A 26036-nucleotide genomic window follows, 5' to 3' on the forward strand; every position below is an offset into this window, starting at 1 on the left:
GTACCTTTATCGCTTGTTGAGCGTACGGGTTCAAAGCGGCCTCGATTAATTTCGCCAATTTTTTTCGATTTTTGTTACCGGCTGCGGAGATAAGATCGCCGCAGCCGTAATAAAAGGGAAGAAAAAATGGCGATCACTTTGAACCTGTCGGTGCCGGCGAATTCGGGCAAGTCCTTGAAGATAGACGCCATTCGTTTTCTCGCGGCGTTCTGGGTGCTGATGTATCACTTCAAGCCGCCTCTTTTCAAACAACTCCTGCCGCATCAGCTTGCTTTTCTGGGCAGCGCGCTATGGTCCGCCGCGACTGCGCTATTCGCGGGGCCCGCTGCGGTGATCGTGTTCTTCGTGATTTCCGGCTATTGCATTCACGCTGCATATCACAAGGATGTCGCGCTTAAGCCCATCAACTATTACGCATCCAGATTTATCCGGATTGGATTGCCGCTGGTTATTCTGCTGTGCGTCGTTCAGCCATTGCCCGCCGGGCAGAATTATCTGGAATCGGTGCTGTGGTCGCTTTATTGCGAAATGGTCTATTACGCGGTTTATCCGCTTTTGAGGCCGCGCTTTCGTTATATCGGCGAAATGATCGTCGGCTGTGTGTTGATGGCGGCTGCGATGGTCGCGTGTGTGCGGCTGTTCGGTCATCCCGTCTGTCATGGCTGCGTCTATGAGACCTATCGCATTCCGGGCACCGCGCTGCTGTACGCGGCCGGCTGGATTTCGGGCTGCCTGATCGCGGAGACGCAGCGCAATGCCACGCAATTCCAGATTCGCGGCGCATACTCGCCGCTCACGTTGGCGCTCAGGCACGCGCTGGATGCGAGCACGCATGCGCTCGCGACGCATCTGATCGTGCTGAGGGCGTTCGTGGTTGCGGCGGGCGCAGCGGTGATGATTCTGCTGTCCGAATCCAGTCTCAAGCCTGCCATGTTGCCGTTGATCACACCCGACATCACGCTGCCCATATTCCAGTTCCTCGCGGTAATCTGGATCGCGACGGAAACGGCGACGCCTTCCCGCTCCCGCGTGTGGTCGACGCTGGCTGGGTGCGGCGCATGGTCGTACAGCCTCTATCTGTGCCACAAGACGGCACTCGCGCTGCTCGAAGCGATGTCGTTCGACACAAGCGGGCGTTTCGCATGGTTCGTCGAAGTGGTGCTGGCGTTTGCGATCAGCTATGCGTTCTATCGCGTGATCGAAAAGCCCTCGCATATCATTTCGCAGCGGCTGCGCAAGTACGCGCCGGATGTGCCGGGCGCGCCTGCGGCCTGAACAGCTTCAGCAACGATCACGGCGTCCAGCGATATACGATCACGCTCGATCCGTTGTAGTTGTCTTTCGTGACGACGTATTCGCCCGTCGATCTGACGAACGCTCTCAGCCCATACATCGAGTCGACGTCGTTGCCGACGTCCACGTTGACCGGATTGGAATTGGTGAAGGTCGTGTCGAGACGGCCCGTCGTGAGATTGAAGGCGTCGATGTCAGGCACCGTGTGCACATAGCCGACGAACAGATAATTGCCTGCCGCCGTCATCGACTTGGGATTGGCGCTGGTGAGATTGATCACCGGGTCGGGCCGCGTCATGTTGCCCGCGCTCCAGCCGTGATACACCTCGATCCGCGTGTTCATCGCCGTCCAGTCCGAGCTACCCGCAATGCCTTGCGCGAGAATCATCGTGTCGCTTTCGGCGAGATAGACGATGCGGGTCAACGGGCGAATGCTCGTGGGTATCGGAAGCGCGATGCCCGTGCCCCACATCGGCTTGCCGTATCCGTCGAACCCCGTCAGCGGATAGTGATAGATGTGATTCGTGCGATCGAGCCCGGCCCACACATCGCCCTTGCTGTCGATACTGAATCCGCCCGTAACCGGACGCGTCGTATTGAACGCTGAGCCGGGTATCGATGCATCGGGCACGGCGATGTAGCCTTTCGACGGTTCGAAATGAAACAAATAAAAGATCGCCGGATTTTGTCCCGACGCAACGAGAATCCGGTTGCCGCCGACGCTGACGAGTTGCCCGAAGTGTTCGTCGCGTTGCGTGTCGTTGACGTTGAGGCGCGGGTCGTCGGGGTATGAGAAAGGATCGACCGTATTCGCGACGAAGGTGCCGCCCGCCGTGCCCGAATAGATGTTCGTGCCGCTATAGAACAACGTGCCATCCGTGACCGGGTCGGGTGCCGCGACCGCTTCAAAATTGAGCGACTGCAACTTCCATAGCAGATTGCCCGCGCCGTCATAGGCGTGGAGATCGGTGCCGCCGTTGCGGCCGAGATCCCAGCCGCCGCCCCACGGATTATCGAGCACATACAGATTGCCTCCCGCGTCCTTGCCGATACCTTCGATGCGCGTGAAGCGCTTGTCGCCCACCTGGCCTTTGGTGCCCGTCGTCGTGTCGAGATAACCGCCCTGAACGCCGAACGTGCCGACGAGTTGCGGCGCGCCCGCCATGCCGCTTGTTACGCTGTAGAGCTTGATGTTCAAATCGGGCCCTTCGTCGCCGACCATCAGCAGTCCGCGTGACGCGTCGAAAAACAACGCGGAAGGGCGAGAAGTCGCGGGCATCTGAATCGAGTTCAGCAGTGCGCCCGTGGGACCATATTCGACGATCGCGGCCGCGCTCTTGCGTGCCACCCACACGTTGCCCCCGGAATCCAGCGCGAGTGCGCCCGGGCCTGCAACGCTGATGTCCTGCTGCCACGCGCCGCCGGTGGTGAACACGCGCACGCGATTGCCGAAGAAGTCACTTGCATAGAGCAGCGAGCCTGCCGTCGCGAGGCCCGAGATCGCATCGGCGCGGCTCATGGCAGTCCATGTGCTGACGTTGATGACGAGATCGCGTGTACCCGTTGCGCGGTCGTAGCGGCCCACGCCGCCCGTGCCGTATTGCGTGCCCGCCTGCATCGCCGCGAAGATCGACGTTGCATTGCCCGTGATGGCGCCGCCCTGGAATTCGCTATGGATGCCGATCGAACCTAGGCTTCGACCGTTCTGGTAGATCGCGACGCCGCCTTCGTTCTCGTCCCACATCGACGCCGTGTAGACGACGCCTTCAGGCGCGACCCACATCGAACGCGCGGCATTGCCGACGTGAGCAGCCAGCGTGCCGTATGTGTTTGCGATCCAGTCGGTGGTGTACTGCGCACGACTGACGGGCGCAAAGACGGATGAGATCATCGCGACGATTGCGCCGAAGAGCCGCGCGCGCAGTCGTATTCGTATATTGAGCATGCGGAAGTTCTCCTGACGTCGAGAGAGATCGGGCGGATTCGAGACGCAGGAATTTTAAGTGCCCATTTATTCGAACGGGCGTCGATTTCCGAACGTGAGTGCAGAAAATGCTGTTTGACGCAGCGGTTCGGCGACATCGTGATGTGCATCGGATAAACGCCGATGCCAGGCGCATGGTTGTCACGCGATCGACACCGCGAAAAAGGCCTTCAATCGATGCATGCCGCACTAGAATGAGTTACTGCCGCATGCGCGTTCGCGGCGATGCGGGCATCGCGTTCGCATCCAATTCTTCCGCACTGGAGGCTCAGCATGCCGACCTATCAGTATCGTTGCGAAAGCTGTGGTGAAAAGTTCGAACACGCGGAGCACGTCGCAGAACATGCAACGGTGCAGCTGAAATGCCCCAAGTGCGGCAGCGAGAAGGTGCAGCACGCACCGGCGCCGTTCGTCGCGAAGACTACCCGCAAGAGTTGAGCACGCGGCGGCGCGTCGTTTAGCGGGACATATCGATGAAACCCTGTGAAGCGTGCAAGGCGTTGACGGGCATGCCGTCGGCAACGCCGCCGCATGGCGATTTGAGCGCAACGGGTTCGCGAATGACGGGACAACCGGCGCATCCCGTCAAACGCTATGACGAATATCGATGCACGGTGTGCGGTAACTGGATGCTTAGAAATGCGCAGGACGGCGACCCGCCGGGCATCTGGTCGTCCACGGCATGACGCACGTCGCCGGATCTATGTGACACGAGGTTCCGATGGCATGGCTTGTGATACTGCATGGCGCCTACTGGCGCGACGTTTCCTCCGATGTGTTCAAGGAGCATTCGAAGCGAGACGACTGGAGCCAGCTGACCTGCGACACGTTCGACGCCAGCGAAAACATGTGCGAAGCCGAGTGCGGCGGTTTGAAGCTGCTCATTCCGCGCAGCACGGTGATTGCCGCCGTGAACCTGCAGGATCGCGAGCGGGCATCGGGCTTTGCATTGCCCGCCCGCGACAGCAGCGCGTAGCGTTTGACCTTTAGCGTTTGTCGGCGAGCGGCAGCGACGCATTGAGCGTGTCGCGTCCAGGGCGCGCATCGTTGGCACGCCGGCTGTCGTCGAAGGGCCGCTCGGGCTTCATCACGAAGCTCAATGCAATTCCGCAGACCATCACGCCGATCGACAGCATGAAGGTCACGTTCCAGTTGCCGAGCCGGTCGACTACATAACCGGCCACGACGGGGCTCACGATCGCCGCGATGAAGCCGTTGCCGCTCATGATGCCGCTCGCGGTGCCCGAGCGATCGTAGGCGATATCCATCGGAATCGCCCACATCGGACCGATGTTCATTTCGTTGAAGAACATTGCGGCCGCAAGAAAGATCAGCGAGTACATCGGATCGTGCAGCAGCACGACAGGGATCAGCGAGAGGCCAGTGAGCGCCATGCAGCATGCAACGAGATAGCTGCGCGCGAGCCTGACGTTGCCCGATTTGCGCAACAGCCGGTCGCTCACGAGACCGCCCGCCAGATCGCCCACCACGCCCGCGATGAACACGCCCGACGTGAACACCACCGCCTTCTTGATGTTGAGATGAAAGCTGTGCATGAAGTACAGCGGCATCCAGTCGAGCATCAGCCAGAGAATCCAGTTGTAGCAGAAGTACACGGCGGATACGGGTGCCATGCGTTTGTAGAGACGCATCCAGGTGCCCGGTGCATCGGCGGGACGCACTTTCGGCGGCGGCAATGCGGCGAGTTCGTCGCGTGTGATGCGTGGATGATCGGCGGGCCGTTCCGTGTACGTGAAGTACCACAGCACCAGCCAACCCGCGCTGAGCGCGCCGAGCAGATAGAACGAGAAGCGCAAGTTGAAGGCCGTCATCAGCGCGAGCACGAGCATCGGTGCAATCGCATTGCCGAGCCGCGCGCACGAATGCGTGATGCCCTGCGCCATGCCGCGCTTGTCTTTCGTCACCCACGCGGCCATCGCGCTCGTCGACGCGGGGAAAGTCGCGCCTTCGCCGAGCCCGAGCAGCAGCCGCGCGGCGATCAGCGAGACGAAGCCGCCTGCGAACCCGGTAAGCGCCGTCGCGACGGCCCAGACGGTCGCGCAGGCGATCAGCGTGCGCCGCGCGCCGAAGCGGTCGCTGACCCAGCCGCCGATGAACTGAAAGATGACATACGGATACGCGAATGCGGAAAAGATCAGCCCTAGCTGCGTATTCGTGAGTCCCAGTTCGGTCTTGAACTGACCGGCCGCCGTGCTGATGTTGACGCGGTCGACGTACGTGATGAAGTACATCAGGCACAGCGTCGCGAGCACCATCGTCGTGGCCTTGGGCTGCAATCGTTTCATGTCTCCTCCTTGTGTTATCGGCCGTGCCCGTCTTCAGCGCCTGGCCGAGCCGGTCGTGAATGCGGCCACGCCTTCGTGGAATGCGCTGCTGCCGTAGACGGACTCGATCAGGTCCTCGTCGTCGAGACGCTGTTCGACGACGAGCCGGCGCAGGCTTTCCTTCACCGCATGCTGCGTGACCTGCGACAGCGCGCCGAGCCGTTGCGCGAGCGTGCGCGCGGCGCCGTCTAGTGCGTCTTTTGCGCAGATCTCGTAGACGTAGCCGCATGCGAGCGCTTCGTCGGCGGATAGGAAGTCGGCGAGCAGCAGCATCTTCTTCACGCGTGGCACGCCGAATGCCGCATGAAGCCGCGCCAGATTGCGCGACGACAGCGTGTTCGACAGCGTTTTCGCGATCGGCGCGCCGAATTTCGACGCATCGCTGCAGATGCGGAAGTCGCATGCGGTGGCGAGCGCGAGACCGCCGCCCACCGCCCAGCCGTCGATTACCGCGACAGTCGGCACGGCGATGCGCTCGACGGCATCGATCACGCGTTCGACGAGCGCTTCATACGCGACGCCCTGGCGTCCGTCGCGGAAGTCGCTGAAGTAACCGATGTCGGTGCCCGACACGAACGACTTGCCGCCAGCACCGCGAAGCAGAATGCAGCGCACGTTCGCATCGCGCCGGCACTGATCGATCAGTTCGAGCAGCGCTTCGTACATCGGTATCGTCATCGCGTTGTGACGCTCGGGACGGTCGATCAGAATCTCGGCCGTGCCCGTGTCGACCATGTTCAATGTGACGTGCTCGTTCATGGCTTCGTCCCGTTGATCTCGGCGAGAAGTTCGTCGTTGTGCTCGCCGAGCAGCGGCGGGTGACGCCGCACCTGCTGCGGTGTGCCCAGCAGCTTGACGGGAAAGCCGATGTTCTTCACCTTGCCTTCGATGGGATGATCGATCTCCATGCACATGCCGCGCTGCTGCGCATGCTCGCTGCCGAACGCCTCGGGATACGAGAGGATCGGCCCGGCCGGAATGCCCACCGCGAGCATCGTGTCGATCCAGTCCTCGCAGTCGCGCTTCGCGAACGACTGCTCCAGCGTTTCGATCAGCGCCTCGCGGTTCTTCAGGCGCAGCGAGACGGTTTCGTATTCGGGGTGCCGCAGCAGTTCGGGACGCTCGATCAACTCGCACAGCTTCGTCCACAGCTTCTGGTTGGTCGCGCCCATCACGAAGTAGCCGTCGCGCGCCTTGACCGCCTGATAGGGCGCGCTCATCTTGTTGCTCGTGCCGAGCGGCGTCGGCGGCACGCCCGTGCCCCAGTAGTCGGACATGTCCCAGATCGAGAACGCCATCGCCGAATCGAACAGCGACGCGTCGATGTGCTGCCCCTGGCCCGTCTTCTGCGCGCCGATGTACGCGGACAGCAGCCCGTAGACGGCAAACAGCGCACAGCCGATATCGGCGACCGGCACGCCCGCTTTCACGGGCTTGCCGCCCTTGTAGCCGGTCACGCTCATCACGCCGGACATCGCTTGTGCCATCAGGTCGAAGCCGGGTCGCGACGCCCACGGTCCGCTCTGGCCGAAGCCGGAGATGCTCGCGTAGACAATCTTCGGATTGATGTCGCGGATCGTGTCGTAGTCGATGCGCAGCCGCTGCACGACGCCCGGCCGGTAGTTCTCGACGATCACGTCGGCCGTTTTCGCGAGCTTGTAGAAGAACTCGCGGCCTTCGTCGGTCTTGAGGTCGAGCGCAACGGAACGCTTGTTGCGATTCATGTTCAGGAAGCCCATGCTGTCCGGCCCCTTCATCTTGAAGCCCATCGCGCCGCGCGTCTGGTCGCCTTCGAGCGGCTCGACCTTGATCACGTCGGCGCCGAGATCGGCGAGCAGCATGCAGGCGAACGGCCCGGCCATCACCTGGCTGACATCGAGTACGCGGATGCCCTGCAGCGGCAAGGGCCGCGATTGACTGGTTTCGTCGGCTTGCGACATGGATGCGTCTCCTGAAAGGTAAGGGCGTGCGTCGGCCGCGGCGTGAATGCCGTCGGTGCGGGCCGGTTTATGTCGATGGCGATGCGAGAGGGCGGGCGCAGCGCTCGAACGCTGCGCGGACACGGCTTGGCGTCAATGAAACCGAACTAGCCGTGCGTCGAGAGAAGGGTTGGTGTCATGCCGTCTCCATGTGTTTGTTGTAGGCACAACTCTCACTTACCTGCGAGACGGCGGCAAGGACGTAACGGTCATGGCTGGATTCGCGAATCGCGAAAGGGGCAGGGTCAATGCGGCGCTTCTGTCAGCGCGGCCACGACATTCTGCAGCGTCTGCGCCTGCGCATGCCCTTCGACGCACGACAGCACATAGCTGCGCTCGTGCCAGTCGCCTTGCAGTTCGGCGCTGGCGAGTGTGATGTCGGGGCGAAAGCTTTTCAGCACGTCGGGCGGCATCAGGCCGACGCCGAGGCCGTGCCGCACGAAAGCGAGCATCGTGTCGAAGCCGTTGACGGAGAAGTCGTTGGTGAACTGCCGGCCGCGGCTGCGATACGCGCGCTGTACCGCGGAAAGAATCGCCGAGCCTTTGCCGAGACTGACGAGGGGGATGTCGAGCAAATCGTCGAGTACGACGGGCGAGTTGGGAAAGCGGAAATGCGACGGACTGTAGACCAGCACGAGGCGGTCTTGCCGGTACGGTAGCTGCGGCAGGTCCAGAAAGCCGCTCTTTTTCTCGTAGATGCCGATATCGATCACCTTGTCGCGCAGCATCTGCTGGATGATCTTGCTGTTTTCCTCGATGACCTTCAGCGCAATGCCGGGATACTGCTGCTGGATGCCTGCGATGTCCCGCGCGAGAAATTCGATGATGACGGCCTTCGGTGCGCCGATGATGATGCGCCCTTCGAGGCCCTGAACCAGCGCCTGCGCGTCGCCCGTCAGCCGGTCGACCAGCGTGTCGATCTGGCGGATGTAGCGCAGCAGCTTGTCGCCGGATTCGGTGACTTCGACACCGTGCGGCACGCGCCGGAACAGCTTCGCGCCGAGTTGTTCCTCAAGATCGGAAACACGGCGCGAGGCGGCCGCCACGGCGAGCCCGAGCTTGTCGGCGGCGCGGGAGATGCTGCCTTCGTCGACGATGGCGAGCACCAGCCGGACAGTGGTCGTATCGAGTCTCACAGTGGTTTCAGTCTCCAGAGTTCCGTGGCGCTTGCGCGCGGCAAATTTTGCGCGTGCAACCATCCTCTTGTCAGCACGAACGGACAAAATTGCGGCATTATGCGTGGCTTGGCGCGCCGTCCGGCGGTCGTGCATGCGCAATTCGTGTTTACCTGACTCAACCTCACCATTTTCAGGCCGTTAATCCAAAGAACAAAGGTTGCCCTGCGATGAGCCGGAATACAGCATCCCGATCACGGCCGAGTCATGTCTGAGAAAGCCTCCATTTTCGCTTCGCTGCTCGCGACACCCACGCCCGAAAAGGCCGTCGTCAGCCCGTCGGTGCGCGCCGCGCTGCTGTCCGCGCTGTTCGACAATGCGTGGCCGCTGTTCCTGTCGGGCATTTCGAGCGTGTTCGTGGCGATCGTCGCGTGCTTCCGGCTGCATCAGACGTGGACGGCGCTCTGGTTGATCGCCGATGTCGCCGTGCTGGCGACGCGGCTCGGCATCGTCCGTATTTACGTGGCGCGCAGCCGCGTCTGCGAGGTCCATCCCGGCCCGTGGGCGGCGCGCTATGCGCCCGTGGGACTCGTCGCATGTCTGCTGCTCGGGCTCGGCACGGCGGCCTGTTTTCTGTCGCCGGACAAGGAGCTGGCAACGCTCGCGATCATGGTCGCGGCGGGCATCCTCGGCGGCATCGCGTCTCGCAACGCGGCGTTGCCGCGGCTCGCAATCGCGCAGATCTTTCTCGGTACGGTGCCCATCGGTATCGGCGCGTTGCTTGCGCCGCAAAGTGGGGCGTGGATTCTCGTCCCGCCGCTCATCGCGTACAACGCGGCGATGGTGTCGGTGGTGCGACGCCACTACCAGGGGCTCGTTGCGCTGATGACGGCCGAGCAGCGCCACGCCGAACTCGCCGCGCGCTTCGATGCGGCGCTCGCGTACATGCCGCACGGCCTGTGCACCGTCGACGGCGCGGGCAACGTGATCATCGCGAACCGCCGCACGGCCGAGCTGTTCGGTGCGACCGTCGAGACGCTGAAGCTGAATGTGCCGCTGCCGGAATTCATCGGCCATGTAGGCATTGCGCAGTTCGGCGAGACCTTGCACAAGCGGCTCGTGGAGCAGTGCAATGCATGGCTCGGCGATGCAAACGGCCCGCTGGACCCGATGGATCTCGAACTCGAAGACGGCCGCCAGCTCGAATTGACTCGCAACCCGGTGCCCGACGGCAGCGCCGTCATCATCATCGAGGACGTGACGCAGCGGCGGCAGACAGAGGCGAAGATCCTGCATCTAGCGAGTCACGATTCGCTGACAGACCTGCCGAATCGCCGCGAATTGCGCGAACGGCTCGAACAGATGCTGAGCGTGCGTGCGCGGCAGCAGGGCGGATCGATCGCGATGATGTATCTGGATCTGGACGGCTTCAAGCAGGTCAACGACCGGCTCGGCCATTGCGCGGGAGATGAAGTGCTGGAGACGGTCGCCGCGCGGCTGTCGCGGGTGCTGCGTCCGGGCGAACTGGTTGCGCGGCTGGGCGGCGACGAGTTCGCGATCATTGCCGACCACACGACGCTGCCGTCCGTGGTTGCGCTCGCGCAGCGCGTGATCCGCGACCTCGCGCTGCCGTATCACCTGTCGACGGGCGACGCGGTGAGCATCGGCACGAGCGTCGGCATTGCGCTGGCAGCGAACGACGATTCCGTCGACGGCCTGATCCGGCGCGCGGATCAGGCGTTGTACAGCGCGAAGCAGGCGGGCCGGGGCACGTATCGCGTGGCGAACGCCTAGGTGCCCGGCAACGGCTTGAAAGTACGGTTACAGATAGCTGCAGACGTAGTCGAGCGTTTCGACCACATCGATATCGAAGCGGCTCTTACCGGGCACCGAGAACGACTCGCCGGCGGCATAGGTCTTCCACTCGTCGCTGCCTTCCAGGCGGATGCGGCACTTGCCGGCCTGCACTTCCATCAGTTCCGGCGCGTCGGTGCCGAAGTTGAGCGTGCCGGGCAGGATCACGCCGAGCGTCTTGCGCGTGCCGTCAGCGAACAGAACGGTGTGCGAGACGCACTTGCCGTCGAAGTAGACATTGGCTTTCTTGACCACGGAAACCTGGTCGAATTGCGTTGCGGCCGTCATGGCGATGTCCCTCTGGGTCGTTGTGAATGGATTCGGCAGCGCCATGCGGATGCGACGGCGCGAGCCCGCCATCATACCAATGCCGGCACCTTCACCCGCGCGCAACCGCCGCGACGGCCGCACGCAACCCAAGCGCATAGCTCTCGATCCCAAAGCCGGAAATCTGTCCACTGACGATATCCGCGAACACAGAACGATGCCGGAACGCCTCCCGCGCATGAATGTTCGACATATGAAGCTCGACCACGGGGCAGGTGAGGATCGCGAGTGCATCGCGGATGCCATAGCTGTAATGCGTCCAGGCGCCGGCGTTGATGAGCACCGCGTCTCTCTGCTCCTCGAACGCGCGATGTATCCGCTCGCACATCGCCGCTTCGCTATTGGTCTGGAACGATTCGATCGCCACACCCAGTTCCGCGCCGAGCGCGCAGAGCATCGCATCGATATCGGCGAGCGTGACCGTCCCGTACTGCAGGGGATCGCGCTTGCCGAACATGTTGTGATTGATGCCGTGGAGCATCACGATGGTCTTCATGTGTGTCGTCTCCATGCGTTCAGTCGAGCGGCACCGTGAGCCGGTCGATCGCGGCGCGGGTCTCCGGGCGCACGCCGCGCCACCACGCGAAGGCTTCGGCCGCCTGCTCGACCAGCATGCCCACGCCATCCGCGATACCGTGCACGCCCGCATTGCGCGCGAGGCGCAGAAACGGCGTGAGCCGCTTGCCGTAAGCAAGCTCATAGGCGGTGCCATGTGGGCTGAATACGCTCGGCGGAACGGGCGGCAGATCGCCCGTGAGACTCGCCGAGGTCGCGTTGACCACGAGGTCGAAGGGGCCCGCAGTGGCGAGATCGCCATATCCGCAGGCGCGCAGTGCACGGCCGCGCGCGCCGGTCTGCGCCGCCAGCGCTTCGGCTTTCGACACATCGCGATTCGCGATCACCAGTTCGACGGGGCTCGCGGCGAGGAACGGCAGCAGCGCGCCGCGCGCCGCGCCGCCCGCGCCGAGCATCAGCACCCGCTTGCCGGCGAGCGGCACGCCGAGGTTGACTTCGATATCGCGCAGCAGACCGATACCGTCGAAATTCTCGGCGAGAATCCGGCCGTCTTCGAACTTCAGCGCGTTGACGGCGCCCGCCAGCGCCGCGCGTTCGCTGCGTGTGTCGGCGAGCGCGAACGCCTTGAGCTTGAAGGGCGCCGTGACGTTCATGCCCTTGCCGCCATCGGCCGCGAACTGGCGCACGACATGTGCAAAGCCGTCATCAGGGGCGAGCGGGCCTTCTATCGCAACGTAGGACATGTCCTGGCGCGTGGCTTCGGCAAACAGGCCGTGAATCAACGGAGACTTCGTGTGTCCGATCGGATTGCCGATCACCGCATACTGGTCAGTCATCTGGATCTCACTTCGAGTAGAGAACGCCTTCCGTTTGCATCGCGTCGATCTCGGCGGCGGAAAAGCCGAGCGATTGCGCGACTTCGGCGTTGTGCTGGCCGAGGTCCGGCGCGACATCGCGGATCGTCGTGTCGCAATGGGAGAAGCGAAAAGGCAGGTTCGGCAGGCGCAGCGTGCCGTAACGCGGATGCTGCTGTTCGACCACCATGCCGCGTGCCTTGATCTGCGGATCGTCGAGCACTTCGTCGATGCGCTGCACTTTTGCGCACGGCACGTCGATGCCGTCGAGCAGCGCCAGCACCTGCGCCACCGGGCGCGCGGCCACCCAGGGCTGCACCACCGACAGAATCTCAATCCGGTGCGCGTTGCGGCCCACGCTGTCGTGATAGCGCGTATCGCCGCCGAAGCCAGCCGGGCCGCCGTGTGTTTCGATCAACGCGGCGAAGCGCTTCCATGCGTCGTCCACCTGCGCCGCGATCACGAGGTCGCCGTCAGCGGCGCGAAACACGCCATAGAGCGTCGAGGTCGGCATGTCGTGTCCCGTCTGCTCGGGCAGCACGCCGCGCAAGGTGTAGCACTGCACCGCGTACTCGTGCATCGAGACCAGCGCGTCGTACAGCGCCATGTCGATGTGCTGGCCGCGTCCGCTCGTCGTGCGGCCGAGCAGCGCAGCATTGATCGCCGCGACCGCGTGGATGCCCGTGTACATGTCGCCGAGCGAAATGCGCAGCAGCGGCGGCGGCTCGCCGGGTGTGCCGACCATTTGCATGATTCCGCTCTTCGCTTCCGCGATCAGGCCGAAGCCTGCACGATGCGCGTCGGGGCCCGTGTGTCCATATGCGGAGATCGAGCAATAGACGAGGCGTGGATTACGCGCCGATAACGTGTCATAGCCGAGACCGAGCTTGTCCAGCGCGCCGGGGCGGTAGTTCTCGACGAACACATCGGCGGAATCGCAGAGACGCTGCATGAATTCCTTGCCCCGCGGATCCTTCATGTCGACGCTGACGCCGCGCTTGCCCATGTTCAATTGCAGGAAATAGCCGCTTTGCTGGTCGTCGAGCACGGTTGCATGCTGACGTCCGGCGTCGCCGGAGCCGGGACGTTCGACCTTGATGACTTCCGCGCCGAGGGCAGCGAGGCAGCGGCCCACGTAGGGACCGGCGAGGAAGTGGCTGTAGTCGACGACGCGTATGCCTTCGAGTGGACGGGCTTGCATCAGTGCGCTCCCGGCCGGCGCGGCACCATCAGACGATGTTCGCCACGTTGAACTACCTGACCATCCTGATTGATCAACTCCGACGGCAGTACCACGATGCCCCAGCCGGGACGGCTCTTGCTGGGCCGCATCGCGCCCACGCGGAACTTCACGTGCAGCACGTCGTTGACCTTGATGGGCAGCAGGAAGTCCCACGTCCAGCCGAGCGACATGCCCGGCAGGAAGCGATAGTCGCTCTGCGTCTTGAGGCCGTCGGCAATCGACAGGCCGAACAGCCCATGCGCGACGATGCAGCCGAAGTGGCTCGCGTTCGCGTAGGGTTCGTCGACATGCACGGGCGTGTGGTCGCCCGTCAGATCGGCGTAGGCGAGGATGCGTTCCTTCGTCACGGTGTAGCGCGGGCTCACGCATTCGTCGCCTTCGCGGGCGTCGTCCCAGTACTTTTCGATGATCGTCATGTTCACGCCTCCGCGCGCGGATCGATGTTCAACGCCTGTGCCACGCACGTTGCGGGCTTCGCCTGGATCAGTTCGACGGCGAGGCCATCGGGCAGGCGCAGCCAGTTGCGTCCTTGCGGCATGTCGCTGACGCCATAGGGTCGGGCCGCAGCCAGGGCGGCTTCGAGGTCTTCGCACATCACGCCCAGATGCGCGAGACGCCCTTCCGGGCCTTCGTGCTGCGGCGCGTGAATGAACTGCAGGCCGCCCAGCGTCCAGTACTGGCGCGGCGCGTCGACCGTACCGTCGACTTCGCGCATCGTCATGCCGAGCACGTCTTCGAAGAAGCGGATGTGCCACCGGATGTCCTTCACCCAGATCGCCACGTGTTCCACATAAGCCCTGGAGCCGTTCATGCCGTTGCCTCCTTGCGCTGCACGTCGGCCATCGCGCGTTCGATGCCCTTGATGCACGACACCAGCGTCGCGTTGACGGGCGTCGGCACGCCGAGGCGCTCGCCCCAGCGCACGACCGAACCGTTGATGAAGTCGATCTCCGTGATCGAGCCTTTTTCGAGGCTTTGCAGCATCGAGGTCTTGAATGCGGGCGAGAGACCTTCCGCCGCGAGTGTCCACGCCTGTTCGGGGTCCGTCATCGACAGCCGGATGCCGGCGGCTCCCGCTGTGGCAATCGCTTCGGATACGGCGGCGAGGGCGGTCGCCTTCAGCAGCGGTTCGTCATAGAGTTGACCGTAGGTGAGACGGGTGATGCCCGTGAGCGCGCCCGTCGCAACGTTCACGAGGAGCTTGTCCCACATGGTTCCTTTGATGTTGTCGCTGACCGTGGTCAGCAGACCCGCGTCGTTGAAGGCCCTGGCGATCGCCTGCACGCGCGGCGTGAGCCCGCCGTCGAGTTCGCCGATGCAGGTCGCCTTGCCCGTCACGCCGGACTGGATATGCCCCGGCCCGCGCAGCACGCCGCCGACATACGTCTTGCCCGCCAGCACGCGTTCCGCACCGACGATGCCCGCGAGGATGTCTTCGTGGCCGAGGCCGTTCTGCAAGGACAGCACGCGGGTCTCGGGCCCGACCAGCGCGAGCGCGCCGCGCATTGCCGCATCGGTCTGAAACGACTTGACCAGAACGACGACCAGATCGACTACGCCGACTTCGCCGGCATGCGTCGCCGCGCGTACGGCGATGCGGCGGGAACCGCGTTCATCCTCGACTTGCAGGCCGTCGCGCCGCATCGCATCGACATGGACGGGCGAACGGTCCAGCAGCCAGGTTTCGTGGCCGCCTTCCGTGAGTGTGGCGCCGATCGCGCAACCCAATGCGCCGGCGCCGAGAATCGCAATCTTCAACTGGCTTCTCCTTGACGTGTGACCAAACGATAGGAGTTGCCGCCTATGCTGACAATGCAATGGCCGCAATGGCATCATTGCGACACGCAATAACGCGCGATAGAGCCGATCACGCAAATGACGCCGCCCGATTTACCCGACCTCAAGCTGTTGCAGCTTTTCGACCTGCTGTACGACATGCGTAGCGTTACGCGCGTCGCGGAGCAGCTCGGGCAAAGCCAGCCGACCATCAGCATCTGGCTCGGACGTTTGCGCGAGACGCTGCAGGATCCGCTCTTCATCCGTACGCCCGGCGGCATGGCGCCGACGCCGCAGGCCGATGCGCTGATCGGGCCGTGCCGCGAGATTCTGGAGTCGCTACGGCGCTTCGTCGCGTGGGAAATCGAATTCGATCCGTCCACTGCGCAGCGGCGGTTTCGCATCTGCATGACGGATGCGAGCCACATCACGCTGTTGCCGAGACTGCTCGCACATGTGCGTGCGCAGGCGCCCGGCATCCGGCTGGACGCGGCGCGCATCGACGGCAACACGGAACGCGCGCTGGAGTCGGGCGAGGCCGATCTCGCGATCGGTTACGTGCCCTGGCTGAGCGGCGGCATCTATCAGCAGCAGCTGTATCAGCAGGACTGGGTGTGTCTCACCAACCGGCATCACGCGAAGATTCGCGCGCGGCTCAGCTTGAAGCAGTACCGCTCCGAAGGGCACGTGGTGATCGAATCGGGCACGGGCGCCCAACTGCTCGAACAGGCGCTGGCGCGCGAGCGTGTCGAGCGCGACGTGGTGCTGCAATTACCGGGATTCCTCGGACTGGGAACGATCGTCCAGACCACCGACCTGATCGCCACGCTGCCGCGCCACATCGGCGAGACGCTTGCGCAGGCCAGCGACCTCGCTGTCCATGCCTGCCCGGTTCCCGTCGAAGGATTCGCGGTGCGGCAGCACTGGCACGCCCGCTATCACCACGAAGCCGGCAACCGCTGGCTGCGCGGCGTGGTGATGCAGCTTTTCGGCAGCAGCGGGATCCCCGCACGGCAGACTGGCTAAGCGCCGGACACGCCCGGCCGGCTGTCGCAAAGCCTCGCTCCGAACCCGGAGAAACCCTCAGAGCGTTCGATCATCGCGCAGTTGTGCGCGATGATCGAACGAAAAGGTGTATCGTTCGCTTGTGTATAAGGGCCGCGGGGCGCTACTCTGCGGTCCATCTGGTGACATCTGGGTGTCGCCAGCCTACAAAGCTAGGAGACAACCATGACCGCAGTCCCGGCTCACGAGCCACACGGTAAGCACCAGTCGAAGAAGGCCGCCGCCAGCGGCTGGATCGGCTCGGCGCTCGAGTACTACGACTTCTTCATCTACGCGACCGCTTCGGCACTGATCTTTCCGCAGATCTTCTTTGCGAAGGGCAACGCGACGACGGCGATCGTCGCATCGCTGGCAACGTATGGCGTGGGCTACGTGGCGCGTCCGATCGGCGCGTTCGTGCTGGGTCACCTCGGCGACACGCACGGCCGCAAGAACGTGCTGCTGTGGTGCATGTTCATGATGGGCTTTTCGACGATCGGCGTCGGCCTGCTGCCGACCTACGCTCAGGTCGGCGTGCTGGCGCCCGTGCTGCTCGTGGTTCTGCGTCTGGTGCAAGGCTTCGCGGTTGCAGGCGAAATCTCCGGCGCGAGTTCGATGATTCTGGAGCATGCGCCGTTCGGCCGTCGCGGCTTCTATTCGAGCTTCACGCTGCAAGGCGTGCAGGCCGGGCAGATTCTCGCCGCAGCCGTGTTCCTGCCGCTCGCGCACTACATGCCCGCGGATCAGTTCAACACATGGGGCTGGCGCATTCCGTTCCTTCTGAGCTTCGTGGTGATCATCGCGGGCTGGATCATCCGCCGCAAGGTCGACGAAACGCCTGCGTTCAAGGAAGAAGGCAAACGCGAGTCGCGTCCGCGCTCGCCCGTGGTCGACGCGTTCAAGTACAGCTCGCCGAACATGCTGCGCGTGGTGTGTATGTCGCTGATGAACGTGATCCCGGTCGTCGCGACGATCTTCGGTGCGGCGTATGCAGTGCAGCCGGCTTACGGCATCGGTTTCGCGAAGGATGTCTACCTGTGGATCCCCGTGGTCGGCAACATCGTCGCGGTGGTGGTGATTCCGTATGTCGGCAATCTGTCGGACAAGATCGGCCGCAAGCCGCCGATGATCGTCGGTTCGCTGCTGGCCGGCGTGCTCGCGTTCGCTTATCTCTACGCGATCAGCATCCACAACGTACCGTTGGCGTTCGTGATGTCGCTGCTGATGTGGGGCGTGGTGTACCAGGGCTACAACGCGGTGTTCCCGAGCTTCTACCCGGAACTGTTCCCGACGCGCACCCGCGTTTCGGCGATGGCGATTGCACAGAACGTCGGCACGGCGATTACCGCGATGCTGCCGGCCCTGTTCACGGCCGTCGCGCCTCCGGGATCGACGAACATCTGGTTGACCGTCGGCGGCCTCGCATTTGCCGTCACCGTGATCGCCTCGCTGGCTGCATTGAGCGCCCGCGAAACCTACCGCGTCCATATGAACGATCTGGGCCAACCGGACGCAAAGCCGGTGGACAAGAGCGAGTACGACCGCCTGCGGGCCGACGGATTCGCCCACTGAACCAACATAGCCGTTCGAGAGAGCACCCCTGACCATGATTTCTGGAAAAACCACCCTCATCGCGCACATCGGTTTTCCGACCGAGAGCTTCAAGTCGCCGATGATCTACAACCCGTGGTTCGAGCAGAAGGGTATCGATGCCGTCGTCGTGCCGATGGGCGTCAAGCCGGAAGATTACGAGCAGAGCTTCGAGTCGATCTTCCGCTTCACCAATCTGCGTGGGGCGCTCATCACGATGCCGCACAAGGTGACGACGGTCGGACTGGTCGATGAAGTCACGCCCGCCGTGCGCATCGCGGGTGCCTGCAACGCGGTGCTCAGGCGCGCCGACGGCACGCTGCTCGGCGATCAGTTCGACGGCGCCGGTTTCGTGCGCGGCGTGTTGCGCAAGGGGCGGCAACTGAAGGGCGCGCGCGTGCTGGTGTCGGGCTCGGGCGGTGTGGGCTCGGCGATCGCGGCATCGCTGGCGGCCGCCGAAGTCGGCGAACTGGCGCTGTTCGATATGCGCGCCGACTCCGCGGAAGGGCTCGCGCAGCGGCTGCGCGAAAACTATCCGGCGCTGACGGTGCGCACGGGCTCGAACGATCCGGACGGCTACGACGTCGTCGTGAATGCGACGCCCATGGGCATGAAGGACGGCGATCCGCTGCCATTCGACGTCGCGCGTATTTCGCCGGGATGCTTCGTCGGCGAGGTCGTGATGAAGTCGGAGTACACGCCGTTCCTGCGCGCCGCGCTCGACAAGGGCTGTGAAGTGCAGGTCGGCACCGACATGCTGTTCGAGATGATCCCCGCGTATCTGGAGTTCTTCGGCTTCGGCACTGCGACGCCCGAAGAATTGCGCAGCGCTTCGACCATCGCGTACTGAGTTTTTTCTTCACGCTTCATGGCGGCAAGCAGTGTGTCTGCGTGCGAAACGATCGCGCGGGACGTACTGCTTGCCGCTTGCGTTTACGGCCGCTTCAACGCTTATGGCCGCGTCAATCGACGACGGCCACGATATTCACGGTTCCTTGCCTCGCCATCTTCGCGTATGGACACAGGCGCTCGGTGTTGCGCACGAGTTCTTCCACTACCGCTCTCTCGACACCCGGAATCCGCACGCGCACATCGATGACGAGTGCGTAGCCGCCGTCCATCGGATCGCGGCCGAACGCAACTTGCACGTCGACGGCGATAGCGTCGGGTTCCATGCCGATGCGTTTGCCGAGCAGGTTCAATGCGCCGTGAAAGCAGCCCGCAAAACCTGCGGCGAACAGTTGCTCGGGATTGGTCCCATCGCCGGAGCCGCCGAGTTCTTTGGGCAGACGCAATTCCAGATCGAGGTTGCCGTCGTTCGAGCGCGCGACGCCTGACGCGCGGCCATGTCCCGTCTCGCCGCCCGAAACGGTGACGGTGGTTGTGTACAACGGCTTGAATTCGCGGCCGCGATACCGGTCGAGTAGGGAAAGCGGGGGCGCTTCCAGCTTGTTGTTGTTCATGGAACACTCTCGGGCTTGGCGACGAACGTCTCGATCTGCAACGCGACGATTCGAAGCCGGTGTTACGGTGGCGCACCGCGTCAGCAGTGAACCCGTCTCGATGTTAGGCGACCCAGAACGCGAGCGGTAGATTCACACAGGGAATCACGGTGTTGCCCGATTCGCGTCAATCGCGCGATGCCTCACCCATGCAGGATGCGCGGCGAAGCGATTTCATTTGCGCTTGACCCGTAGAATGGTTGCCGCCACCCGGCTTGTCGGGCGCGCGACTCGAAAGGGAAACAGCAATGAACGAGCGGACACCGCACAAGCGATTGCGGCCCCGTAAAACACCCACGCAGTCCCGCGCGGAAGAGACGGTCGCATCGATCATCGAGGCCGCCGCGCAGATTCTCGAGACCGAAGGGTTCGATGGATTCAACACGAACGCGGTCGCGGCGCGGGCAGGTGTCAGTATCGGCTCGCTCTATCAATACTTTCCGGGCAAGGATGCGTTGACGGTCGCGCTGATCCGCCGCGAAACGCAGCGCTTTCACGAAGACGTGGCCGTCGCGCTCACCCAGCGTAGCGGCAAGGCCGCGCTCGAATATCTGATCGGCGCGGCCGTGCGTCAGCAATTGCAGCGGCCACGACTCGCGCGGCTGCTCGATATCGAAGAGGGCCGGCCTGCTGTGCGCGGCGAAGTGGCCAAGCCGGAGCTGGAGCGCATGGCGACCGACATCATCAAACGCGCGATTCCTCGACACGCGTCTCCCGAAGTCGCGGCGGGCGATCTCTTCGCGATGGTCAGAGGCATGGTGGATGCCGCCGGCGAACGAGGGGAAACGGATATCGAGTACCTCGAATATCGCGTCAACGCGGCTGTTTTCGGTTATCTGTCGAAGACGGGTGCACGCTGAATGTGAGCAACGGAGTCGTCGCAATGGGTGGTTGTGACTCGAACCGCTCTACGCAAGCGGGTTTTGCATCCATCGGCATGCGAGCGCAATGCGAGTTGTCGAATGTGAGCTTCTACTTATATTCTGAAGTCCTCGGGCAAGCGTGGCATTGGGCCACCGCTACCGTAAGAGAGACCGACGATGACCGACATGACTCAAAGCATGAAGCTCAATCACCTGAGCTTTCCCTCCGCCGATACGGCCGCGACCGCGCGATTCTTCGAGCAGTACCTGGGCTTTACGATCTCGGGCATGTGGGAACATTCGTACATATTGAAACGCCCCGGTTATGACGTGGTGATCGATCACGCCAGAGACGAAGTGCCCGCATGGCCCAAGAACTTTCACGTCGGCTTTGAACTACCGAGCCTCGAAGACGTACATGTGTTGTACGAGCGTTTCAAGGCGGACGGTGTCCACATGGAAACGGCCATCTTCAACAATGGACGTGGCTCGCGTTTCTTCTGCCGTGCACCAGGCGGCGTGATGTTCGAAATGAACACGCGTTGCGATGCTGCGCCGGAATATCGAGGTACATTCGATAACTGAATTTTCGGCTTGGTGTAGTGAAGAAACCCAACTCAAACAATTAGGCATCCGGAAGAAATAGCGCGGGGTCGTGCTCGTCTTCGTCTGGCGATACGAGTGGCAGCAAGCCGCAGAGGAAAGGAATGACACCTGTGTGTCATTCCTTTTTCGTCTTGTGCTCCTGGGGCAGCGGCTGCCGTTCGGCACCGCGTTGCGTCGGCGCACGTGTGCATGCGTCCGGGGGCGTTGGATCTGCTACGTCATTGCAGCAGCACGCATAAACCGGAAACCCATATGCGTTGGTGCGGACGACAGTCGTTGGCCCGTGCAGCGGACAAACCGCGTTCATGGCGCCTCCTGCAATCGATCGGTCGACGCGTTCTATCGTACACGCGGCGCGCGAATTCGACATGGCAACGCCGCGTCGTGCGTGCATCCATCGTCGCGATAACCGCGCCTCAAGGCATCCTGAACCGTGAACGCGGAATCTCCGCGACTGCGGTGATCTCGATCATCAGATCGGGGTGATACAGCCGTTCGATCTGCACGGTGGTGGTGACTGGGTAGGGCACGCTGAAAAACTCCGCGCGGATATCGCCTGTGGTCATGAACGCGTCGATATCGATTGCATAGTGGACGAGGGACATCACGTCCGTCATCTCGCCGCCCATTGTCGCGAGCACGTCGCGGATATTTTCAAGGACTTTTCGGACCTGCGCACGCATGTCGCCGTGTCCTGTCACGCATCCATCGACGTCGAGCGACACCTGGCCCTTCAGATGCACGATCTGTCCATCGCCTTGCACGACGGCCATCGAGAACGCACCGAATGGTTGCCACACGCCAGCAGGATTGATCGCATTGACCATGGTTCGCGCCGTTGATTGAGGAAGCGTCGCGCTAGAGTAAGGGATAATTCACGCTCCCTGCAATTCGACAGCGACACCAACGACAATGAAAACCCATCGCCTGCTTTGCTTCGGCCGTCACGACAAGAGTGGCAACGCGGCGCTCGTCGTCGAAGAGTCGGCGCTGTCTGAACCGGAACGGCTGACGTTCGCGCAGCAGCAGGACGCAAGCGCGACAGTATTCGTCGAAGCGAATGCCGCCGGCGACATGCAGCTCGACTTTTACTACCCGCATGCCCGCAGCCCGCTTTGTCTGCACGCGACGCTTGCGGCGAGCGCGGTGTTCTTCGAGCGCAATCCCGACGCTGAACGAATCCGCTGTGTCACGAGCATGCATCGGCAGACGCTGGAGGTCGAACGCGTTGCAGAGACCATTTTCATCGGCGTGAGCGCGCAGCCTTGCCCGGCATTGGCCGTCGATATCGCCGATACGGCGCAGTTGCTGCGCGTCGAACCGGTTGAACTGAAAGGCGTGCCTCGACTCGCATCGGTGGGCAGCGCGAAGCTGCTGGTCGAGATGGCTGATCCGTCCGTGCTGGCCGCGCTGCGCCCCGATCTCGCGGGCATTGCGGACTGGAGCCGCAAGCACGGCGTGTCGGGCATGTACGCGTATTGCCGCGTCGATGACAACGTCTACGCGGGGCGCAATTTCAATCATCTGCAGCCGCGTTTCGAAGATGCCGCGACGGGCGTGGCGGCAGGCGCGCTGGCTCTGTCACTGGAGCGGAGCATCACGCTGCTGCAAGGCGATGCGCTCGGCCAGCCGTGCACGATGCTGGCGCGCTATCGGGACGGGGCCGTGCAAATCGGCGGACGAGCCGTCAGGTGCGCGGGCTGATCCGTTTCACTGCGGTGCAGAATCATCCACTGAAAGACGACAACTCCATGCGCTTGCGCTGCAAAAAGCGCCGCACGGCCGGATCGCGTTCGAGGCCGATCGCGAGATCGTACGCACCGAGCGCTTCCGCCGTCGCGCCGGCGCGCGCCAGCAGATTGGCGCGCGCCGCCCAGTACGGCTGGTAATCGGCCAGGCGCGGATCTTCCGCATAAGGCGCGAGCGCGTCGAGCGCGGCCTGCGGGCCGTCGCGTTCGGCCAGCGCGAGCGCGCGGTTCACGGCGACCACGGGCGACGCCGCAATCGCGAGCAACGCATCGTAGAGTTGCACGACGTCGTCCCAGTTCGAACGACGGGTGCGGCAGCGATCCACGTGCGCCGACTGCAGCGCGGCCTCGATCTGAAACCGCCCGATGGCATTGAAACGGTTCGCGTGCCGCAGCAACGTATCGGCTGCGTCGATCATCGGCGTGTTCCATGTCGCCGGGTCCTGAGCCGACAGCGGCACATAGTCGCCCGCCGCATCGCGCCGCGCATCGCAACGCGCTTGCGCAAACAGCATCAACGCAAGCAGGCCGAGCGCCTCGGGTTCGTCGGGCAGCAGTTCGACGAGCAGGTGCGCGAGAAACAGCGCTTCCGCCGTCAGATCGCGCCGCTCTGTATCGCCGCCCACAGGATCCGTCCAGCCTTCCGCATACGCCGCATAGACGGCTTCGAGCACGGCATCGAGCCGGCCGGGCCACTCCTCGCGCTCGGGCACACTGAACGGAATGCCCGCTTCGCGAATCTTGTTCTTGGCCCGAACAAGGCGCTTGCTCATCGCGGCTGGCGACATCAGGAACGCGGACGCAATCGTCTTCGCTTCGAGTCCCAGCACGACCTGCAGCATGAGTGGCGTGCGGATGGCGGCATCGAGTGCAGGGTGCGTGCACGCGAACAGCAGTGCAAGCCGTCCGTCGGGCAGCGCGCCAGGATCATGCTCGTCAATCTCGTCGGTGAGAATCGCGAGCTGGTTCGTTACCTCGTCGCCGACGCGGCGATGGCGCGCGCCGTCGATCGCCCGGCGGCGCGCCACCGTCATCAGCCATGCTTCGGGATTCGCGGGGCAGCCGCGCGCCGGCCAGTCGGCGAGCGCGGCCGCAAATGCGTCGGCGAGCGCGTCTTCGGCTGCGGCGATGTCGCGTGTGCGCATCGCCAGCAGCGCGACCAGCTTGCCGTAACTGCGGCGGGCGACCGCTTCGGCGACGGCCCGCGCAGCGGCGTCACCGTCGCGGCCGTCGCCGGACGAAGTCATGTCGCAGACGGCGCGTCGTAAGGGGCCGTCCAGACCGGGCGCACTTCCATTGCGCCGTGCGCCGCGCCGGGACAACGCGACGCCCACGCGATCGCCGCGTCCAGATTCGGGACGTCGATCAGGTAGTAGCCGGCGAGCTGCTCCTTCGAATCGGAGAACGGTCCGTCGAGCACCTGCGGTTTGGCATCCACAAGGCGCACCGTCGTGGCCGTGTTCGAGTGCTGCAGCCGGTTGGCGCCGACCAGCGCGCCCGCCTTGCTCAACGATTCGGTATACGCGTGATACGCCGCGACGCCTTGCTGCCGCTCGCTGTCCGTCATCTGGTTCCAGCGGGTTTCTTCCGAATAGATCATCAACAGATATTGCATGTGAGCCTCCGTCATGGGGTTGAGGCGGGCAATTGCATCGAGCCGCCATCACAATGACGCGCGGGCCGTAGGCTGACGGACAGGCCGCGTCGAAAAAATTGCGGAAGATGCAATTGCAATCGCCCGACTCGCGATCCGGATGCTCAGGCGCTCCGCACGAGGATCACAGCGTACTTGCACGCCCGCGAACTTTCATTCTTGAAGACACAGTCGCTCGGCGGCCCGAGTTCGAGGCAGTCGCCTGCGCCCAGTTCATGACGTTCGCCGCCTTCGATAAACACCAGTTCGCCGTCCAGCACCCAGATCAACTGCTGCGAGTGCAGAAACGCGGACACGGGCATCGGAATTTCCGTCGACGGCGGCAAATCGATCTCGACCAGATTCAGCGGCGACGCCGATTTCGGCGACACGTGGCGCCGCACATAGCCGCTTTGCGGATCGACCCATAGCGGCTGATCGGCGTGTCGCAGCAGGCGTCCGTCTTCGAGTTCGGCGAGCGCCAGCAGCGCCGACATGCTCATGCCGAACGCGCCGGCCAGCTTTGCCAGCAACGACGCGGTGGGGCTGCTTTCACCACGCTCGACCTTATGAACCATTGCACGCGAAACGCCGGATTTTTCTGCGAGACTGGTCAGCGACCAGCCGCGGCCCTCCCGCTCGGCACGAATACGGGCGCCGATGCGTTGATCCACATTGTCTATTATCGTGTTCATTCGTTATACTATAGTGGACAAACGAGGAGTCATCAAATGCAAATTCGCGATGCAGGTCCGGAGCATATCGAAGGTATCACGGCGATCTACAACGACGCCGTCGCGCACACGACCGCGATCTGGAACGACCAGACCGTCGATCACGCGAATCGCACTGCATGGCTGGCCGATCGGCAGAAGGCCGGTTATCCGGTGCTCGTCGCCGTTGACGAGCAGGACGCCGTGCTCGGCTATGCGTCGTTCGGCGACTGGCGCGCGTTCGACGGCTACCGTCATACCGTCGAGCATTCGGTGTATGTGCGCGGCGATCAGCGGGGCAAGGGCCTCGGGCGCTCGCTGATGCAAGCGCTGATCGGCAGGGCGCAGTCGATCGGCAAGCACGTGATGGTGGCGGGCATCGAAGCGAACAATGCCGGTTCGATCCGGCTGCACGAGCAGCTCGGATTCGAGCATGTGGGGCATCTGAAGGAAGTCGGCATGAAGTTCGGCACGTGGCTCGATCTGGCCTTCATGCAACTGAAGCTCGACGATCGTCCGACGCCGGACGCTGCCACGACGCCATGATGTCGCCGGGCCTGTCGGTGTGCGCTGCGCTTGCGCACTAACCAATCAGGAAGCGCTCGACAGCAAGAGCGTCGAGTGAATGCGGCTCGTGACGGACGAGCCGAATTTTTGCAGCGCAGCCGCGTGTGATCGGCTGCTGACGAACGTCGGCCTAGGCGAGCGTCAAAGACTCGACCGGGAAGCGCTCATGCGCGACCGGCGAGTTTTCCGTCGCGATGTCCTCGACCATGCGGGTGAGGCGGACCCTGTCGGCTTGATACAGGACGGAGTTCATCCGGCTCGCGAGCTGCATCCATACGAACAGCGCCTCGTTCGCGGCTGCCGTGAAGAACACGCGTTCTCTTTCTTCAAGACGAGTGCGCTGCTTTCTGGCGGCTTTCACATGAGCGGCAATCCGCTTTTCCATCACCAGGGTCAGCGCATCGTAGTCGATGCAATGTGCGTTCATGGTCGCGTTCGTCCCTAATCTTGCAGTCGCTGCAATGATAGGGGCGAAAAACGTCAT

General features: G+C 63.3%; 30 protein-coding genes. 12 read left to right on the forward strand and 18 right to left on the reverse strand.

The genetic code is table 11. From position 1 onward, the window contains the following. Positions 1 to 126 precede the first annotated feature (126 nt). Positions 127 to 1275 (forward strand): acyltransferase family protein, encoded by a 1149-nt coding sequence (locus G3N95_RS00455; RefSeq protein WP_205967991.1) that lies wholly within the window; start codon positions 127 to 129, stop codon positions 1273 to 1275. A 16-nt stretch (positions 1276 to 1291) separates the two neighbouring features. Here G3N95_RS00455 and G3N95_RS00460 read toward each other — a convergent pair whose 3' ends face one another. Next, on the reverse strand, positions 1292 to 3184 hold the full coding sequence (locus G3N95_RS00460; protein WP_241018195.1) for an SMP-30/gluconolactonase/LRE family protein: 1893 nt from the start codon (positions 3182 to 3184) through the stop codon (positions 1292 to 1294). Between the two features lie 366 nt (positions 3185 to 3550). Here G3N95_RS00460 and G3N95_RS00465 point away from each other — a divergent pair, with 366 nt between their 5' ends. Genes G3N95_RS00465 through G3N95_RS00475 form a run of 3 tightly spaced genes read left to right on the forward strand, consistent with a single transcriptional unit; the run spans position 3551 to position 4253 of the window. Continuing rightward, positions 3551 to 3715 (forward strand): zinc ribbon domain-containing protein, encoded by a 165-nt coding sequence (locus G3N95_RS00465; protein WP_205967993.1) that lies wholly within the window; start codon positions 3551 to 3553, stop codon positions 3713 to 3715. Positions 3716 to 3750: 35 nt separating this feature from the next. Beyond that, a complete protein-coding gene (locus tag G3N95_RS00470; RefSeq protein WP_205967994.1) occupies positions 3751 to 3963 on the forward strand; it encodes a hypothetical protein in 213 nt (70 codons plus the stop codon). Positions 3964 to 3998: 35 nt separating this feature from the next. Beyond that, positions 3999 to 4253, forward strand: a complete 255-nt coding sequence (locus G3N95_RS00475; RefSeq protein ID WP_205967995.1) for a hypothetical protein — start codon at positions 3999 to 4001, stop codon at positions 4251 to 4253. Between the two features lie 10 nt (positions 4254 to 4263). Here G3N95_RS00475 and G3N95_RS00480 read toward each other — a convergent pair whose 3' ends face one another. The 4 genes from G3N95_RS00480 to G3N95_RS00495 all read right to left on the reverse strand — a co-directional run bounded on the left by G3N95_RS00480 (position 4264) and on the right by G3N95_RS00495 (position 8737). After that, complete coding sequence (locus tag G3N95_RS00480; protein ID WP_205967996.1) at positions 4264 to 5583, reverse strand: MFS transporter; 1320 nt, start codon at positions 5581 to 5583, stop codon at positions 4264 to 4266. Between the two features lie 33 nt (positions 5584 to 5616). After that, positions 5617 to 6381 (reverse strand): enoyl-CoA hydratase, encoded by a 765-nt coding sequence (locus G3N95_RS00485; protein WP_205967997.1) that lies wholly within the window; start codon positions 6379 to 6381, stop codon positions 5617 to 5619. Continuing rightward, positions 6378 to 7562, reverse strand: a complete 1185-nt coding sequence (locus G3N95_RS00490; RefSeq protein ID WP_205967998.1) for a CoA transferase — start codon at positions 7560 to 7562, stop codon at positions 6378 to 6380. The genes G3N95_RS00485 and G3N95_RS00490 overlap by 4 nt, the downstream gene beginning before the upstream one ends. A 284-nt stretch (positions 7563 to 7846) precedes the next feature. Further along, positions 7847 to 8737 (reverse strand): LysR family transcriptional regulator, encoded by an 891-nt coding sequence (locus G3N95_RS00495; RefSeq protein ID WP_205967999.1) that lies wholly within the window; start codon positions 8735 to 8737, stop codon positions 7847 to 7849. A 246-nt stretch (positions 8738 to 8983) separates the two neighbouring features. On the opposite strand from G3N95_RS00495, the gene G3N95_RS00500 reads away from it, so the two are divergent. Beyond that, positions 8984 to 10510 carry a sensor domain-containing diguanylate cyclase gene (locus tag G3N95_RS00500; RefSeq protein ID WP_205968000.1) on the forward strand — a complete coding sequence of 509 codons (1527 nt, stop codon included), beginning with the start codon at positions 8984 to 8986 and terminating at the stop codon, positions 10508 to 10510. Positions 10511 to 10537: 27 nt separating this feature from the next. Here the strand turns inward: G3N95_RS00500 and G3N95_RS00505 are convergent, their stop codons facing one another. The 7 genes from G3N95_RS00505 to G3N95_RS00535 all read right to left on the reverse strand — a co-directional run bounded on the left by G3N95_RS00505 (position 10538) and on the right by G3N95_RS00535 (position 15268). Next, positions 10538 to 10858 carry a pyrimidine/purine nucleoside phosphorylase gene (locus G3N95_RS00505; RefSeq protein WP_012405601.1) on the reverse strand — a complete coding sequence of 107 codons (321 nt, stop codon included), beginning with the start codon at positions 10856 to 10858 and terminating at the stop codon, positions 10538 to 10540. Between the two features lie 91 nt (positions 10859 to 10949). Then, positions 10950 to 11393: a type II 3-dehydroquinate dehydratase gene (locus G3N95_RS00510; RefSeq protein ID WP_205968001.1), complete on the reverse strand. Its 444-nt coding sequence runs from the start codon at positions 11391 to 11393 to the stop codon at positions 10950 to 10952. Positions 11394 to 11412: 19 nt separating this feature from the next. Beyond that, positions 11413 to 12249 (reverse strand): shikimate dehydrogenase, encoded by an 837-nt coding sequence (aroE, locus tag G3N95_RS00515; RefSeq protein WP_205968002.1) that lies wholly within the window; start codon positions 12247 to 12249, stop codon positions 11413 to 11415. Positions 12250 to 12256: 7 nt separating this feature from the next. Further along, on the reverse strand, positions 12257 to 13468 hold the full coding sequence (locus G3N95_RS00520; protein ID WP_205968003.1) for a CaiB/BaiF CoA-transferase family protein: 1212 nt from the start codon (positions 13466 to 13468) through the stop codon (positions 12257 to 12259). Further along, complete coding sequence (locus G3N95_RS00525; RefSeq protein ID WP_205968004.1) at positions 13468 to 13926, reverse strand: MaoC family dehydratase; 459 nt, start codon at positions 13924 to 13926, stop codon at positions 13468 to 13470. The genes G3N95_RS00520 and G3N95_RS00525 overlap by 1 nt, the downstream gene beginning before the upstream one ends. Before the next feature lie 2 nt (positions 13927 to 13928). Next, a complete protein-coding gene (locus G3N95_RS00530) occupies positions 13929 to 14321 on the reverse strand; it encodes a VOC family protein (RefSeq protein ID WP_205968005.1) in 393 nt (130 codons plus the stop codon). Next, on the reverse strand, positions 14318 to 15268 hold the full coding sequence (locus G3N95_RS00535) for a ketopantoate reductase family protein (protein ID WP_205968006.1): 951 nt from the start codon (positions 15266 to 15268) through the stop codon (positions 14318 to 14320). The genes G3N95_RS00530 and G3N95_RS00535 overlap by 4 nt, the downstream gene beginning before the upstream one ends. 117 nt (positions 15269 to 15385) lie before the next feature. Here G3N95_RS00535 and G3N95_RS00540 point away from each other — a divergent pair, with 117 nt between their 5' ends. The 3 genes from G3N95_RS00540 (at position 15386) to G3N95_RS00550 (ending at position 18770) form a co-directional block, all read left to right on the forward strand. Continuing rightward, positions 15386 to 16312 carry a LysR family transcriptional regulator gene (locus G3N95_RS00540; protein ID WP_205968007.1) on the forward strand — a complete coding sequence of 309 codons (927 nt, stop codon included), beginning with the start codon at positions 15386 to 15388 and terminating at the stop codon, positions 16310 to 16312. Positions 16313 to 16516: 204 nt separating this feature from the next. Then, positions 16517 to 17902 (forward strand): MFS transporter, encoded by a 1386-nt coding sequence (locus G3N95_RS00545; protein WP_205968008.1) that lies wholly within the window; start codon positions 16517 to 16519, stop codon positions 17900 to 17902. Between the two features lie 34 nt (positions 17903 to 17936). Then, entirely contained in the window at positions 17937 to 18770 is an 834-nt protein-coding gene (locus G3N95_RS00550) for a shikimate dehydrogenase (protein ID WP_205968009.1), read from the forward strand. A 112-nt stretch (positions 18771 to 18882) separates the two neighbouring features. On the opposite strand, the gene G3N95_RS00555 is transcribed toward G3N95_RS00550, so the two are convergent. After that, positions 18883 to 19383, reverse strand: a complete 501-nt coding sequence (locus G3N95_RS00555; RefSeq protein WP_205968010.1) for an Ohr family peroxiredoxin — start codon at positions 19381 to 19383, stop codon at positions 18883 to 18885. A gap of 287 nt (positions 19384 to 19670) precedes the next feature. Between G3N95_RS00555 and G3N95_RS00560 the strand changes: the two genes are divergently transcribed. Beyond that, positions 19671 to 20282, forward strand: coding sequence for a TetR/AcrR family transcriptional regulator (locus G3N95_RS00560; protein ID WP_205968011.1), 612 nt, complete (start codon positions 19671 to 19673; stop codon positions 20280 to 20282). Between the two features lie 180 nt (positions 20283 to 20462). After that, positions 20463 to 20870: a VOC family protein gene (locus tag G3N95_RS00565; RefSeq protein WP_205968012.1), complete on the forward strand. Its 408-nt coding sequence runs from the start codon at positions 20463 to 20465 to the stop codon at positions 20868 to 20870. A gap of 437 nt (positions 20871 to 21307) precedes the next feature. Here the strand turns inward: G3N95_RS00565 and G3N95_RS00570 are convergent, their stop codons facing one another. Further along, a complete protein-coding gene (locus G3N95_RS00570; RefSeq protein WP_205968013.1) occupies positions 21308 to 21718 on the reverse strand; it encodes a RidA family protein in 411 nt (136 codons plus the stop codon). An 85-nt stretch (positions 21719 to 21803) separates the two neighbouring features. Between G3N95_RS00570 and G3N95_RS00575 the strand changes: the two genes are divergently transcribed. Then, positions 21804 to 22595 carry a PhzF family phenazine biosynthesis protein gene (locus G3N95_RS00575; RefSeq protein WP_205968014.1) on the forward strand — a complete coding sequence of 264 codons (792 nt, stop codon included), beginning with the start codon at positions 21804 to 21806 and terminating at the stop codon, positions 22593 to 22595. A gap of 22 nt (positions 22596 to 22617) precedes the next feature. Here G3N95_RS00575 and G3N95_RS00580 read toward each other — a convergent pair whose 3' ends face one another. From G3N95_RS00580 to G3N95_RS00590, 3 genes are all read right to left on the reverse strand, one after another. Then, the gene (locus G3N95_RS00580) at positions 22618 to 23886 is read right to left on the reverse strand and encodes a DUF6596 domain-containing protein (protein WP_205968015.1); all 1269 of its coding nucleotides are present in this window, start codon (positions 23884 to 23886) and stop codon (positions 22618 to 22620) included. Further along, positions 23883 to 24254, reverse strand: a complete 372-nt coding sequence (locus G3N95_RS00585) for a YciI family protein (protein ID WP_205968016.1) — start codon at positions 24252 to 24254, stop codon at positions 23883 to 23885. The genes G3N95_RS00580 and G3N95_RS00585 overlap by 4 nt, the downstream gene beginning before the upstream one ends. Before the next feature lie 143 nt (positions 24255 to 24397). Further along, positions 24398 to 24967 carry an XRE family transcriptional regulator gene (locus tag G3N95_RS00590; RefSeq protein ID WP_205968017.1) on the reverse strand — a complete coding sequence of 190 codons (570 nt, stop codon included), beginning with the start codon at positions 24965 to 24967 and terminating at the stop codon, positions 24398 to 24400. Between the two features lie 36 nt (positions 24968 to 25003). On the opposite strand from G3N95_RS00590, the gene G3N95_RS00595 reads away from it, so the two are divergent. Further along, entirely contained in the window at positions 25004 to 25531 is a 528-nt protein-coding gene (locus G3N95_RS00595) for a GNAT family N-acetyltransferase (protein WP_205968018.1), read from the forward strand. A 151-nt stretch (positions 25532 to 25682) separates the two neighbouring features. Here the strand turns inward: G3N95_RS00595 and G3N95_RS00600 are convergent, their stop codons facing one another. Further along, positions 25683 to 26036, reverse strand: a complete 354-nt coding sequence (locus G3N95_RS00600; protein WP_241018153.1) for a hypothetical protein — start codon at positions 26034 to 26036, stop codon at positions 25683 to 25685.

This window comes from Paraburkholderia sp. Tr-20389, assembly GCF_017104565.1.
Classification (GTDB): domain Bacteria; phylum Pseudomonadota; class Gammaproteobacteria; order Burkholderiales; family Burkholderiaceae; genus Paraburkholderia.